Source organism: Bacillus cereus group sp. N31 (assembly GCF_016483245.1).
Classification (GTDB): Bacteria; Bacillota; Bacilli; order Bacillales; family Bacillaceae_G; genus Bacillus_A; species Bacillus_A toyonensis.
In genome coordinates this window covers 502,368-517,591 of record NZ_JAEHCH010000001.1, presented here as the reverse complement: position 1 = coordinate 517,591, position 15,224 = coordinate 502,368, and the positions used below count along the sequence as shown (strand labels likewise).

Here is a 15,224-nt window from a genome sequence, read left to right as displayed (position 1 = left end):
ACTTCCTCTCGAAGTATCTCTGCAAAATTTTTCACACCTTTATCTTACTCGCTCAGCCCCCTCTTGACAAACCCCCTTCTCATATAACATCATTATAATATACTAAATAATCTGAAAAGGAGCGTTATGTATGCAGCGTTACCTTGCTCTATTATTAGCACTCATCCCTATTTCATTAGCTGTATTCGGCATTAAGTTAATGAGAGATACTGTATTTGGGATTTTATTCCCCCCAATTTCTATACTATGGTTACAGTTTTTTATTGGCGCTCTCTGCTTCGCACTCGGGTTTTACATCTTTGGTGGCTTCGTCTTACACCGAGACCGTAAACGCAATAAAGTTCAAGCTCGCTTTAGAAGATAAAGTAAAACTTTAATCAATAGGTTTTGTCCATTTCTAACTGATGATGAGTCCTACAACAAAGAGCTTGATAAATAAAAAATGAGACCTTTATATTAGGTCTCATTTTTTTATCGGCAATAAAGTTCTTGCTGTTTCAGGATAATCGGTAATAATCGCCGAAATATTCATATCAAAATATTTACGCATAAGAGTTTCTTCATTTATTGTATAGGGGCGAACCTCTACACCACTTTCCATTGTTAGTATAGCTATGGCATCTTGAAGGTAACGATAATTAGGATGTACTGCTGTTGCTCCCATTTTTTTTGCATATGCCCACGGACTATGCAAACCTTCACGATATAAAATAGCTGTTTGAATATCCGGAGCCATCATATGACATTTTTTCATACTGTAGTGATTAAACGAAGAAAATACAACACGATCTTCTAGACTAAACTTACGTACAAGTGTTATAACCTCTTCTTCTAAACCTCTGTATGGGATTTTATTATTTTTAAATTCAATATTGAGTAGCAATTTCGTTTTGGCGAGCCATTCTAATACTTCTTCTAGAAGAGGTATTTTACAAAAACCTACTTTATCACCGAATTTATAACTCGCATCCAACTTACATAAATCCTCATATAAATAATTTCGAACCGCACCTTTTCCATTTGTTGTCCGATCCACCGTTTCATCATGAATGACGACAACCTTTCCATCTTTCGTTAGTTGAACATCAAGCTCAATTCCGTCCGCTCTAAAAGCCTCCGCCGCTTCAAATGAAACCATTGTATTTTCCGGATACGTTCCCGCTGCACCACGATGTGCAAATATAAGAGTCATCCTCACTCCCCCAATCTTATGCTATACTATACGAAAAAGGAGGTACTTCTATGAGACCATTACAAATTTCTCCAGACACTGCAGTTCGCTTATCAAAAGCATTAGGTGTGCCGCTCGAACAGCTCATGCATATGCCACAACACATTTTAATTCAAAAGCTAGTTGAATTAGAAAAACAAAATAAAGACGAAGAATAATATGGTCCTGTTTTGCAGGACTTTTTAATTTATCCTTACTACATATACTATCACAAGTACATCTTCCATACAGTGAAACTTCCACCAGATAAGTTATCTTGTCTTATTCTCCTACTGATCCCACAACTAATCGCTTTCTTACAAGCATTCTTTGAACAAAAAAATGAAAGAGCGTTGCCTCATGGCATCGCTCTTTCATTTCTCTATTGGAAATATATTAAACCTTTATCATTTATCCGCTTTATGATTTATCGTTGTCTTATTATGCTCTGTTTTCACCCATGTATGTTGTTGCTTCCATTTAATTAGACCAACAATTTGAGCATAAACAAACGTATATGCGTAATAAAAGATAGAAAAACTCATTTGGATAAGTTTATACTTTCTATTTGTATCTACCTTAACTGCATAATACATACAAACAACAAATTGATACAGGAATAATATTAAAGAAAGAATACTCGCACCTAAAATCATCGCAACTAAACGTTTCCCTATTGCAGGGATATCTTGATATGATTGCGTCGCAACAACATATCCTAAAGCAATTAAAATACCTATCAAGGTTATTGTCATTTGAACTGCACGAGTCATTCCGAATAGATAAAACAACTGGTCAATAATTCTTATTTTCCCTTTTTCAGTAAACAGTTTTTTTACCATAGGTTTAAAGTTTGTAAATGCAACATACCAATGCCCTTGAGACCAACGCGTACGTTGTTTAATACTAATTTTAAAGTTATCTGGTTTTTCATCGTATACTCGAACAAAGTGATTCCATAATACTCTTCCATTATCTTTAACAATTTCCATCTCTAATTCTAAATCCTCTGTTAGCGAATCAAAACGGAAACCACCATGCTTCATTAAGTACTCCATTTTAACAATGAACCCAGTTCCACCAATAGCATTCGGTAATCCCAGACGATATTTTGCCAGCTGGAAGAAACGATTTGTTAAGTAATAGCTCATAGCATAACCAAGCGATAAATTAGTCGCTGAGTTTTTTGAATCTAAATAAATTTGAATCGCTTCTGGCTTATCTTTAGCAATGTACTGTGAATTTAACTCTTGTAAAACATTCGAATCGACATGATTATCAGCATCTAAAATCATTAAACAGTCATATTTTTCAGTCAGTTTATCAAATCCTAAATGACGTAACGCATATTGTAAACCTGCTGGTTTCCCTACGCCTTCACGAGGAAATAGCTGTTCACTTGTATTAACATATTTCATTCCCTTTTCTTCACAAATAGCACCTGTTCTATCCGTACTATTATCATTTACAACATAAATATCATACAAATCATCTCGGTATTGAATTTTTCTTAAATTATCAATAGTTGAACCAATTACTTTCTCTTCATTATGTGCTGCAACTAATATTAAAAACTTTGTCTTATCTTCAATTATTTCATAATCACGTTTTGCTTTACCAAATCCAAAAAAGGAAATGATTACATAGTATACCGTATTAATATTAACATATACTGTAATGATAAAAAACAATGCTAATAACACGGTAACTACTTTTCCGCTCAAAAATTCCATGTCCATCCTCCTAAAATCTTTCCAATATACACCATTATAGACTCTTAAATAATAATAATCTAGTTCGTTTCGTATTTCAAATAGTTTTTCTTACATAACGATGAAGATTAGTATCGTAAATAATCATAAAATACAGTGGAATTTTAGTCAGCTTTTTTTATCTATCTCCACTGACTATTATCCTCTATTAATTAAGTTTTTATTGTAATCTACCTTTCGCTAACCACCAAATCCCACTTACTAACATTACGTCTAAGCAAACTGTAAATAAAAATAAATGTTTAGCGAAATCCCCTTCTCCGCTTCCAACAAATGGGACCACATAAGAAATCATGCCAATTATAGCTACCGCTGTAAATATGTCAGGAATAAGCCGCTCACTATGCGTCTTAGCTCTTCTGTATTCTAGCAAAATTCCTAGTCCATATAAAATGTATAAAAGAACAATCCATTTGAATCCATTTGGATGATATTGCTCTTTCACATGACTCCATAAAGAAAATGTCTCCACTTGAGCAACAGGAACTGGATTATCTTTTTTCTCATAATTACCAAGAAAAGCAACCCCATCAACGGACGGCCGGATAGTCCAAGCATATTCAGCTGTTGCCTCTAGTTTACTCCAAAATCTCTGTGGATGCGTTAAATAAAATTTGGCGATATCAGGGAATTTTATTTTATTATATAATTCTTTATGCAATCTCGGGTCTTCCTGTGGTATCGCTGCATTAGACCAAAAATGAGTTCCTGCATTTACAGAAAGTTCTGGATCAACTCCAAGATCACGTAAATCTTGTTCTGGGTTTGGAGAATCTTTAAGAACCCCATAAAATACTGTTTGATATATATTAATTTTATCAATCCAGGCAGGTGAGCTTTTATAACAAATGAAAGATAAAATTAAAAGTAATGCCGTCATTGATACAATTACACTTCTCCATACTTTATCCTTGCGTATAAACCATAGTCTAATAGTAAGTAGTGCTGCTATAAATCCTGCTGGTGTATACTGCGTTTTAGAACAAGCTAGCATTATTGCTGATATATAAAACAAAATAACTAACCAAACAGACGGATGTTTCTGACGCGCAAGTTGTATCCCTAATGCAATTGTTAAAAATAGAAACACATACGTTACAGCTTCACCATACATAGAATTAAAATATAGTATGTATCCAATATCTGCAAAAACAACAATTGTTAACGTTACAAGAAAACCATTCACGATTTTATTATTCGTTTTATTCAGTTTGACAATTAGATATAGTGCTAGAAGAAAAATCATAATATATTCGACCGCTAGAACTCGTATATCAAACCAAGGTCCTGGTAATAATTTCCCAATCCATAAAGCTGGAACCATGAGAAACAACTGCGAAGAAACATAATCACCTGCAGCTGGATTCACATAAGCATATAAATGATGGATAAATGAAAAGTATTTATCTACCCTCGCTTCATTTGGATCTGGATAAGCCAATCCAATTTGAATCATAATACGTTCAAAGTCACCATTGTCAGCGAGACCAACAATAGGCTTAATAAGTAATAAACCAATCATTACTATTGCCGCAACAACAACTGCTATAACTTCCCATTTTAACCACTTTGTCTGCATTTTCTGTCTCCTTTATAGATGTATAATTATTATGTCATCGTTTTTTGTCAGACAAGCATAAAATTAACATAGTCCTTTCCCCTCTTTCTAACTGAAAACCATGACTTCTTTTAGCGTGTTTTTTGATGAAAACCTGGAGATATTAAAAGTCAACATATTCATAATATACATATCCCTATAATTACCAGAGCATTCAAAATATAAAAACTAACCAAATTCTACATCACCACCCTAAAACTGTCAATTTTACATTTAGAACACCAGAACAACAATCTACTCGCTATAATTCTATTTTCTTTCAACAATAAATTACCTAATCCTATACATAAAACCCCATCTTATTACAAGATAGGGTTTAACAACTAATCTAAACTATTTTTTTATTATTGAAAATCGTAAACAATTTATACAATCCTAAAGAAGCCGGAATATTCATAAATGCAAAAGCCTCATAAGTATAATGAGGTGCCGTTTCCCATAGTAACAAGAAAGTAAGTATTCCTAGTATACTAACCATTGAGATCCGTATAACCTCTGATTCAGCTTCATCTTTCTGCTTATAAAAAATAACTGCTGCTAAAACAGCTAGATAGATAAATAACTTAAAAATATACGAATATATGGTAACCATTTTATACTTCGTTTCTTTATAGTTCGATACAAAATTTGTGACCGTTTCATCTTTCTGCTGGAACCATTCCCCAATACGATACATTGAAAATTGACTCGATACCCATTCTCTAGTTATTTTTTCATTTAAATGTTTTATATAACCCATTACGCCAAGTTCATTAAATCGCTGTACTATAACTTCTTTATTGTGTTCATTCAAGTCCTTCGTATTCTTCATCTTTTCATCATTAATATAATCTGAATCCGCCTGATTCCAGACACCATACGTATCTTTGTTAACGCCCATTTTTATCCAATGGGTGTATGGAATTTTTTCAATTTCATTATCGGTACTGAGATTCAGTTTGGTCGTTATACCTTTAAAACTTATAATGAGAATTAAACAAAATACAACACTACTTAACACCTTCAGAGAATATTTCTTACGAAACTTTAAAATATTTTCAATTAAAATCGCCAACGCTACGGCCAATGCTGTCGGTCTTATAATATAAGTACAAGCTGCAAAAACTCCCAATAAAACCCATAAAATAACCTGCATTCTTTTTGTTTCTGCCGTTTTCAAACACAAATACGTATACATCGTTGCTGAAATGAAAAATATTACTAATGTGTGTGTATAAAAAACTGGCGCCTGCCAATATATAAAAATATTTAGTACAGACAATACAATCGATATGTGAGCAACTTTAAAGTTTGTAATTTTCCTTACAATCAATACATTTAAAATAATACTCCCTGTTATACATGCTATTGGTAATATTTTTATTGCTACATCTACACTTCCGATTAATTTGGCAAAGTACCCTCCTAATAATACAATATGTGTATTATATGGATAAAATAAAAGCTGTCCCATCTCTAAAAAATAATTATCTCCATTAAACACAGAGACAATTCCTTCTTTAAGGATGGCATAATCTCCTACAACAGGGTTAAACGCTATAGAAGTAATAATTATTTCTACTGTCAAAATACCCATTATACCCAAGGCAATCACGACATTTGTATACGTTCTTTTCATTTTATTAATAACCCATTTATAATACATAAAGAAAAGCCCAAATAAAAGAAGTGTCGCTACTATAACAACGCCTACTTTTCGCGCAGTATACTCTTCAGTCGGATAAGGAAATTCTCCACTCATCCAAATTATTTTCGGGATAAAAAATTTACTTACTATCATTGAAAATACAGATAAAAACACCGTCATAACAATGATTGGATAAAATTGATTCACTATTTTTTTTACAGACATTCTTTTATTCTCCTATATCTCCAGCATTCCCCAATTAATGATACGTTATCAAAATTGCACTGTCAAACCAACGTATTATATTACCTGTATAATCTGCTTTCTCTTAAGGTTTTTTACATATATTTAAACAACTTCCGCTATCCATTCACTAAATCAACTCACAATTTTGCGAAGACATTAGGTCGAAAAGCTCGATTGGTGAAGATTAATAATCAGTGCAGGATGAACACCATCTACTACCGCTGATTCTTCTTTTTTATCTATTTCAGCACTCGCATGTTTATCTGCTAGATTATCTGCAAGTCCTAACATTTGAAAAGTAACTGCAACAGCAAGAACTCTGATAGTTGTTACTATTCCTAGCCATGTTAATATTTTATTTCCCTTCCCCTTATCTGTGCCTTGTAATCCTTTCATAAAAAACCTCTTCTTATATGTAATATTACTAAAAAGAGGTTTTGTTTTCCATAAAATCAAATAACCCCCTTTCGTTAATTTCAAAAACTTTGACACATTCAAACTTACTACTCCATTTTTTCGTGACAAAATAAAAAGACCAACGAATCATAACATTCATTGGTCTTCGGATGAAAAGTTTATTTGTTTAAAATTAATATTGATTATAGATTTCAAAAACCCGTCAGCTTTGCTAAAAAATAAACCCTTTACTACTTCTACTCTCAGCTAGCCTTATGTTCAAGTCTCAACTTATCCGCAACCATTGCGATAAACTCAGAGTTCGTAGGTTTTGCTTTTGACATGGATACTGTATAACCAAATAAGGACGAAATAGAATCAATATTTCCACGGCTCCACGCTACTTCAATCGCGTGACGGATTGCACGCTCGACACGGCTCGCTGTTGTATTATATTTCTTTGCAATATCTGGATATAATACTTTCGTAATAGACCCTAGTAATTCGATATCATTGTACACCATAGAAATCGCTTCTCGTAAGTACATGTACCCTTTAATATGAGCAGGTACACCAATTTCATGAATAATACTCGTAATACTTGCATCTAAGTTTTTCGGTTTTCCATCTATTGTTGTTGCTGATCGGAAAGATGGTAATGGACGTTTAATAGTAGCATTTGCCTTGCCACTCACTTGACGAATATGACTAGTTAAATTCTCCATATCAAATGGTTTTAATATGAAATATGAAGCACCTAGGTCAACTGCTTTTTTCGTCACATCTTCTTGTCCAAATGCTGTTAACATAATTACGCTAGGCTGTCTTAACCTTTCAATATGTCGCATTTTCTCTAGTACAGCTAAACCATCTAAATGTGGCATAATAATGTCTAAAACGAGTACATCAGGCTGCTTATCTGTTAATAAGTTTAAACACTCTTGACCATTATAAGCAGTACCGATTACTTCCATATCATCTTGAGCAGCTACATAACTCTCTAGCATTGATACTAATTCTTTATTATCATCCACAAGACATACTTTAATTTTCTCCACAGCTTTTCCTCCCTTACCGAATCGATTCTCCGACATGTGTATCCTTCTAGGCTACATGAATTGTTCGACAATTGTGTGAAAATTCCCTTTTAAAGTTTGTTACTTTCCGATAAAATCACAAAAAAATATGTTTATCGTTCATTTATTCCCTTTCGCAACACATTCCATCATAGAAATACAACGAAACGTTCAACCCTTTGCTTATATTTTACAACAAAAAACATCTCTTGCGGAGCTTTTACAAAATTTCAACGAATTTTTCAATAGAAAAGCGAGCTAATGAATAAATTAGCTCGCTTTTTTTTCTTGATCATAAATATTAATTCCAGCCTCATGTAACATCCATTCAATGTGAACACCGTACCCTGATGTTGGATCATTGACAAATACATGTGTAACGGCTCCGATTACTTTCCCGTTTTGTACAATTGGACTTCCACTCATCCCTTGTACGATACCACCTGTTTTTGCTAATAAACGCTTATCTGTTACTTTTATTACCATACCTTTTGTAGCTGGAAATTTTTGCGGTACCGTACTAACAACTTCAATATCAAATGCTTCTACTTTATCTTGATCAATAACTGTTAATATTTTTGCCGGTCCTTCTTTTACTTGATGAGATAATGCGATAGGCATTGCTTTATCCATTACGCCGTTTGTCATATTTGTATTTAATTTTCCAAAAATACCATACGGACTATTTATTGTAATATTGCCAATCACTTCACGATCTGGTGAGAACCTTGCTAACTTCTCTCCTGGATTCCCATGACTACCTCTTTCAATCGATGTAACTGTCGAACGCATAATTTGTCCATCTTCAACTTGAATCGGCTTTTTCGTATCATTATCAGAAATGACATGACCCAGTGCTCCGTATTTCATAGAATCTGGATGAACAAATGTCATTGTTCCGATTCCAGCTGCCGAATCACGAATATATAAGCCAATACGATAAGACGATTCCCCACTGTCTTTTTGTGGTGTTAATTTCGTGCGAATGTATTTTCCATCTCTTAACAAAACAAGGTTAAGTGGTTCACCTGTTTCACCACTACTATGAATAAATGGTGCGACATCACTCATTCTTTCAATTGTTTTACCATTAATTTCAGTAATCATATCTCCAATTTGCACACCAGCTGTTTCACCAGGAGATATTTTACCTTTTTCAGTTTGAATTAAATGATGGCCTACAACAAGTACACCTTTTGTGTTTAATTTCACACCAATTGATTGTCCACCTGGAATAACTTTAAAATCTTTTAATACTTTCACATTTACTTTTTTTACTGGAAAACCAGCGATTTGGAACACCATGTCCGCTTCACCATTTTGATGAGAATTTACCATAAGTCCTTGTTTTTGTTCATTCGAACTCACTGTAAATACATGGCTATTTGTAGATGAAGCTTTAAAAACTGGTAATGAAGCTATTTCTGATTGTTGTCCTTCAAAAACAACAAGTTGCTTCGGGGATGAAATAAACGTCCGAAGCGGCTTAAAACATCCAATAAAAACTAAAGAAACAAGGAGACAAAGACCTATTATTTTTCGAAATCTTTCTAATTTCAATTTGTTCACTCTCCTCGCTCCTACCCCACATTCAGCCTCTTGGCTTCACTTTTTAATCTCTCCTTGCAGTGCTTTATTTATAACCGGAAGAATTAAGAAATCTTCATTTGAGAAAAAAAGCTATCCATTACTGGATAGCCTCTGCTGTCTGTTTAAAATGATGCGCTTGCGTAAGTAACTCTTTCGCATGTTCTGTCGTTAAATCTGTAATTTCCACACCAGAAATCATTCGAGCTATTTCTGTTACTTTATCCTCCATAGTTAAAACGGTAACTGATGTAATTGTCCGATCATTCGCTACCTGTTTTCGAATAAATAAATGCGAATCCGCCATTGAAGCTACTTGAGGTAAGTGCGTAATACAAAGCACTTGTGAGTTTACTGATACACGATAAATTTTTTCCGCAATAGCCTGTGCAACTCGACCACTCACACCAGTATCCACTTCATCAAAAATAACAGATGCAATACCTTGATGTTTAGAAAAAATACTTTTTAAAGCTAAAATAATACGAGATAACTCTCCACCAGAAGCGACCTTTGAAAGTGGTTTTAACGGTTCACCGGGATTCGTTGAAATATAAAACTCCACGTGATCATAGCCGTCCGCCGTAAGGTGCACCGGTGCGCCTTCCACAAGAGGTTCTTCTGCATTTCCTTCTCTCTTCATGATTCTCACTTCAAATTTCGTTTTTTCCATATATAGTTCTTTTAATTCTTGATGAATAGCATTTGTAAGATGCTCTGCAAGTTCATGACGCATATTACTTAACAACGTTGCTTCTTTCAGAATAACACTTTCTAATTCCTTTAACTGCTTCTTCGTCGCTTCAATATGAACGTCTTTATTTTCAATCGTAAAAATTTCTTGCTCAATTTTATCAGCATACGCTAAAATCTCTTCTACATTATTTCCATATTTTCTCTTTAGCATACGAATTTCATTTAAACGTGTTTCAATTTCATCTAGACGATTCGGATCATATTCCATCATATCGAGATTTTCTCTAAGTTGATACGCAACTTCTTCTAATAAGTAATAGCTATTTGCAATTGAATCATGATTTTCTTGATATACTTCATCTAAATGTGTAATACTCTCCATTTGTCCCATTGCACTTCTTACATTATCTAATCCTTGTCCGTCAGCACTTAACGAACGATATGCATCACCTAACGCTTTATAAATCTTTTCAAAATTAGAAATTTGCAATCGTTCCTCAGTTAATTCATTTTCTTCATCCATCTTTAAATCAGCCTTACGGATTTCTTCATGCTGAAATTGAATTAAATCTAAGCGATGTGCCATTTGTTGTTCATTTTCACTTAACGATTTCAATTGTTTTTTTAATTTCTCATAGTCAGCGTAAACAGTTTGATATATATCCAACTGTTTAACAATACGCTCCCCATCAAAATGATCGAGCATAAACAGATGTCGCTCTTCATTCATTAAGTCTTGCGTTTCGTGCTGTCCATGAATATCAACAAGCGTTTTGCCAATCTCTTTTAATATACTAAGGGTAACAAGTTTCCCATTTACACGACATACACTTTTTCCGTTTGCAGCAATATCACGCTTCAAAATAATCATGCCGTCTTCTATTTCTATATCTAACTCTTCTGCCTTTTCAATACATGGATGCTTGTCGTCTTCCACATAAAATAACCCTTCTATCTCAGCTTTTTCTGTTCCGTATCGAACAAATTCCGCTGAACCACGGCCACCTACAAGTAAACTAATCGCATCAATAATAATCGATTTTCCAGCTCCTGTTTCACCGCTTAAAACTGTTAAACCTTTTTGAAAAGAAATATTTAATGCCTCAATAATAGCAAAGTTTCTAATCGATAATTCCGATAACAATGCCCCATTCACCTCGTTATAAACTAATCCCCTACTAAGGGCTTTTCTCAGTTCTTTATTCAAATAGTCATACTATATGTTTGTATGTACTCTTCTAACCCGCTCCATTGTACCAAACATTCGTTTTACGGGTCAATCCACCTATTTTCTAATTTTATTCAAACAAAATATTATATTACAATTAAAAATTCACATTTTTAACCGCTAAAAAAATCCTGTTCACTTCCACTTTACAGAGGAAAGCAAACAAGATTTTTTTTGTTACAACATATTTAAGAAACGATCAGAGACAACACCTGTATCCTCAGGTGTACGGCAAATAATTAAGCAAGTATCATCACCACAGATGGTTCCGATGATCTCATCCCACTCTAAATGATCAATAAGTGCTCCAAGTGAATGAGCGTTACCAGGCAATGTTTTTAGCACAAGCATATGTCCTGCCGTGTCTAATTTTACAAATGAATCCACTAGATTTCGTTTTAATTTTTGTAACGGGTTAAACCGTTGATCTGCTGGCAAGCTATATTTATAGCGACCATCATGTAATGGCACCTTCACTAAGTGCAGTTCTTTAATATCGCGCGATACTGTTGCTTGCGTTACATTAAATCCCTCATTACGTAAAATATCAACTAATTCATCTTGTGTTTCGATTTCTTTGTTCGCAATAATTTCCCTGATTTTAATATGGCGCTGACCTTTATTCATACATTTGCACCTCACACTATCTCTTACCATAGTTTAAACATTGGTATACTTCACTTATTTATGTTAACTTATAATTCGTTACTTGTACACAATTGTTTTTACAATCATTATACAATTACAGCAAAAAGAGGAACAACATATGTTATTCCCCTTTTCCTTTTTGTTTTAGAACGTCATGCGCTTCTGTAACAACTTGCTCAATAGAAATTGGAGAATGATTTTTGCCACTCTCATCACGTTCACCATGCCATTTTAAATGAATTAAGAATTCAATATTACCATCTCCACCCGTAATCGGTGAGAATGTTAAACCTTCTACATCATAGCCTTCTTTTAAAGCAAAATCGACAATCATTTCCACGACAGCTTCATGCACTTTTCTATCACGAACAATGCCTTTTTTCCCAACTTGCTCTCTTCCAGCTTCAAACTGCGGTTTAATTAACGCTGCTACATCACCGTTAAGCATAAGCATTGTTTTTAAAACTGGCAGTATTAGTTTTAATGATATAAATGAAACATCTATACTAGCAAATTGTGGTAAACCACGCTCTAAGTCTGCTGGTGTCACGTAACGGAAATTTGTACGTTCCATTACGACAACACGCTCATCTTGACGCAATTTCCACGCCAATTGATTATATCCTACATCTAATGCATAAGATAGTTTCGCTCCATTTTGAAGCGCACAATCTGTAAAGCCACCAGTTGATGAACCAATATCTATCATAACTTTATCTTGTAAATCTAGATGAAATGTCTCCAGTGCCTTTTCAAGTTTATAACCACCACGGCTTACATACGGCATAACTTGTCCCTTTACCGTAATCTCTGTATCTTGTGGGATCTTCTCTCCTGGCTTATCGAGTCTCATCTCATTCGCATATACGAGTCCAGCCATAATAGCACGTTTCGCTTTCTCACGTGTTTCTATAAGCCCTCGCTCTACTAATAGTACATCTACTCTTTCTTTTTTTGCACTCATTTGTTACGCCCTTTTTTGTTTTGATGGAATCATTGTATGAATACGGTCTACAACAGCATCTGTCGTTAAACCAATTTCTTCTAATAATTTTGTTACACTACCGTGCTCTATGAAACGATCTGGAATACCCATTCTTTCAATTAATGCACTATGGTATCCGTTCTCAGATGCAAATTCAACTACTCCAGTTCCAAAACCACCGATTAAACAAGCTTCTTCAATCGTTAAAATCGGTATATTTTTTCCTAAGAGATCATGTAAATACGCTTCATCCATTGGTTTAATAAAGCGAGCGTTCACTACTTTCACTGAAACTCCAGCCTTTTCAAGACGCTCTGCTGCTTCCATTGCCATTGGAATTGTCGTACCAAATGTTAAAATAGCTGCCTGCGTACCTTCTTTTAACGTTTCCCATGTGCCGATTGGAATTGCCTTTAATTCTTCGTCCATATGAACGCCAAGACCATTACCACGTGCATAACGTAAAGCGATTGGTCCATCTTCATATTGCATCGCCGTATACACTAAATGTTGTCCTTCATTTTCATCTTTTGGCATCATTATTACCATATTCGGTAAATGACGTAAAAACGAGATATCAAATACACCTTGATGTGTTTCACCGTCTGCTCCTACTAATCCAGAGCGATCTATTCCGATGAAAACATTTAAATTTTGACGACATATATCATGAACAACTTGGTCATATGCTCTTTGTAAAAACGTTGAATAAATTGCTAAGAATGGTTTCATCCCTTGCGTTGCCATACCTGCTGCCATTGTTGTAGCATGCTGTTCTGCAATACCTACATCGATCATACGATTCGGGAATTCCTTTTGGAATTTCTCAAGTTTCGATCCAACAGGCATTGCAGGCGTAATTGCAACAATACGCTCATCTTCTCTCGCCAACTTAAGTACTGTTTCACTAACAACAGCACTCCATGCTGGTGCAACTTCCTTCGGTTTAACGAAGTCACCTGACTCAATTTTATACGGGCCTGTTCCATGCCAAGTTCCAATTACGTCACTCTCAGCTGGTTTATAACCTTTTCCTTTTTTCGTAATCACATGAACAAGTACTGGACCTTTTGTTTTCTTTGCATATTGCAACGTTTCGAATAACTTTTCATAATCGTGCCCATCGACTGGACCTAAATATGTAAAGCCTAACTCTTCGAAAAAGACGCCTGATACTAGTAAATATTTAAGACTATCTTTTATTTTCTCTGCTGTTGCAGCCACTTTCCCACCGACTGCTGGGATTTTTTTCAATATATACTCTAGTTCATCTTTTACCCAATGGTATTTTCCTGCGGTACGTAAACGACCAAGTACATTATGAAGCGCACCAACGTTTGGTGCAATTGACATTTCATTGTCATTCAAAATAACAATCATGTCTGTTTTTTCATGCCCAATATGGTTCAATGCCTCTAAGGCCATTCCACCTGTTAAAGCACCATCTCCAATGATTGGTATAACATATTCTTTCGTTTTCTTTAAATCACGTGCTAAAGCCATTCCCATTGCAGCAGATAGTGATGTCGAGCTATGACCTGTTTCCCATACATCGTGCTCACTCTCACAACGTTTTGGAAAACCACATAGACCTTGATATTGCCTTAATGTACCGAATTCCTTCGCACGTCCTGTTAAAATTTTATGTACATAGGATTGATGTCCTACATCCCATAAAAATTTATCTTTCGGACTATCAAATAATTTATGCAGAGCAATTGTGAGTTCTACTACACCTAAGTTAGGTGCAATATGTCCACCTGTTTGAGAGAGCTCTTCAATTAAAAATTTACGAATATCCTCACTCAATCCCTCTAGTTCACTGATAGACATATCTTTCAAAAAACTAGGGTTTTGAATTTGCGTTAGATCCACATGGATCACTCACTTTCATTTCATAATCTGTCAACATGTCAAATATTATAAAAAACATTTACACAACACAAGAAATTTTCTTTTCTATCCTTTATCTTACCCTGCTATCAACCAGTCTATTGTGCCCTAATCCTATTATAAACCATATTTCTTTATGCGTTGAAAAAAATAGCCGCTAACACGAAGTGATAACGGCAATGTAATCTACATATATTTTTGCCAATAACAAGAAAAGAAAAACCTTTTCCTACATTTATATC

Annotated in this window: 13 protein-coding genes; 2 read left to right on the top strand and 11 right to left on the bottom strand. The window is 34.6% G+C overall.

What is annotated here, in order from left to right:
- Window positions 1–130 precede the first annotated feature (130 nt).
- Window positions 131–364, top strand: coding sequence for a DUF2627 domain-containing protein (locus tag JDS81_RS02805; protein WP_001190186.1), 234 nt, complete (start codon window positions 131–133; stop codon window positions 362–364).
- Window positions 365–463: 99 nt separating this feature from the next.
- Here JDS81_RS02805 and JDS81_RS02800 read toward each other — a convergent pair whose 3' ends face one another.
- Entirely contained in the window at window positions 464–1,192 is a 729-nt protein-coding gene (locus tag JDS81_RS02800; RefSeq protein ID WP_000172598.1) for a glycerophosphodiester phosphodiesterase, read from the bottom strand.
- A gap of 50 nt (window positions 1,193–1,242) precedes the next feature.
- On the opposite strand from JDS81_RS02800, the gene JDS81_RS02795 reads away from it, so the two are divergent.
- On the top strand, window positions 1,243–1,389 hold the full coding sequence (locus JDS81_RS02795; RefSeq protein ID WP_001247671.1) for a YycC family protein: 147 nt from the start codon (window positions 1,243–1,245) through the stop codon (window positions 1,387–1,389).
- Window positions 1,390–1,617: 228 nt separating this feature from the next.
- On the opposite strand, the gene JDS81_RS02790 is transcribed toward JDS81_RS02795, so the two are convergent.
- The 10 genes from JDS81_RS02790 to dxs form a co-directional block, all read right to left on the bottom strand.
- Window positions 1,618–2,943 (bottom strand): glycosyltransferase family 2 protein, encoded by a 1,326-nt coding sequence (locus JDS81_RS02790; protein WP_000395074.1) that lies wholly within the window; start codon window positions 2,941–2,943, stop codon window positions 1,618–1,620.
- Window positions 2,944–3,142: 199 nt separating this feature from the next.
- Complete coding sequence (gene wsfD, locus JDS81_RS02785) at window positions 3,143–4,561, bottom strand: glycan biosynthesis hexose transferase WsfD (RefSeq protein WP_097952991.1); 1,419 nt, start codon at window positions 4,559–4,561, stop codon at window positions 3,143–3,145.
- A 367-nt stretch (window positions 4,562–4,928) separates the two neighbouring features.
- On the bottom strand, window positions 4,929–6,452 hold the full coding sequence (locus JDS81_RS02780; RefSeq protein WP_097952990.1) for a glycosyltransferase family protein: 1,524 nt from the start codon (window positions 6,450–6,452) through the stop codon (window positions 4,929–4,931).
- 177 nt (window positions 6,453–6,629) lie between these two features.
- The gene (locus JDS81_RS02775) at window positions 6,630–6,869 is read right to left on the bottom strand and encodes a hypothetical protein (RefSeq protein WP_242481319.1); all 240 of its coding nucleotides are present in this window, start codon (window positions 6,867–6,869) and stop codon (window positions 6,630–6,632) included.
- A gap of 263 nt (window positions 6,870–7,132) precedes the next feature.
- Complete coding sequence (gene spo0A / locus JDS81_RS02770) at window positions 7,133–7,927, bottom strand: sporulation transcription factor Spo0A (RefSeq protein ID WP_000411416.1); 795 nt, start codon at window positions 7,925–7,927, stop codon at window positions 7,133–7,135.
- Window positions 7,928–8,215: 288 nt separating this feature from the next.
- Window positions 8,216–9,514, bottom strand: a complete 1,299-nt coding sequence (gene spoIVB / locus JDS81_RS02765; RefSeq protein WP_002048975.1) for a SpoIVB peptidase — start codon at window positions 9,512–9,514, stop codon at window positions 8,216–8,218.
- A gap of 118 nt (window positions 9,515–9,632) precedes the next feature.
- Complete coding sequence (gene recN / locus JDS81_RS02760) at window positions 9,633–11,372, bottom strand: DNA repair protein RecN (RefSeq protein ID WP_000947740.1); 1,740 nt, start codon at window positions 11,370–11,372, stop codon at window positions 9,633–9,635.
- Window positions 11,373–11,633: 261 nt separating this feature from the next.
- Entirely contained in the window at window positions 11,634–12,083 is a 450-nt protein-coding gene (gene argR, locus JDS81_RS02755; RefSeq protein WP_001032581.1) for an arginine repressor ArgR, read from the bottom strand.
- Between the two features lie 142 nt (window positions 12,084–12,225).
- Window positions 12,226–13,068 (bottom strand): TlyA family RNA methyltransferase, encoded by an 843-nt coding sequence (locus JDS81_RS02750; protein ID WP_001274740.1) that lies wholly within the window; start codon window positions 13,066–13,068, stop codon window positions 12,226–12,228.
- 3 nt (window positions 13,069–13,071) lie between these two features.
- Complete coding sequence (gene dxs, locus JDS81_RS02745) at window positions 13,072–14,964, bottom strand: 1-deoxy-D-xylulose-5-phosphate synthase (RefSeq protein WP_000366442.1); 1,893 nt, start codon at window positions 14,962–14,964, stop codon at window positions 13,072–13,074.
- Window positions 14,965–15,224 lie beyond the last annotated feature (260 nt).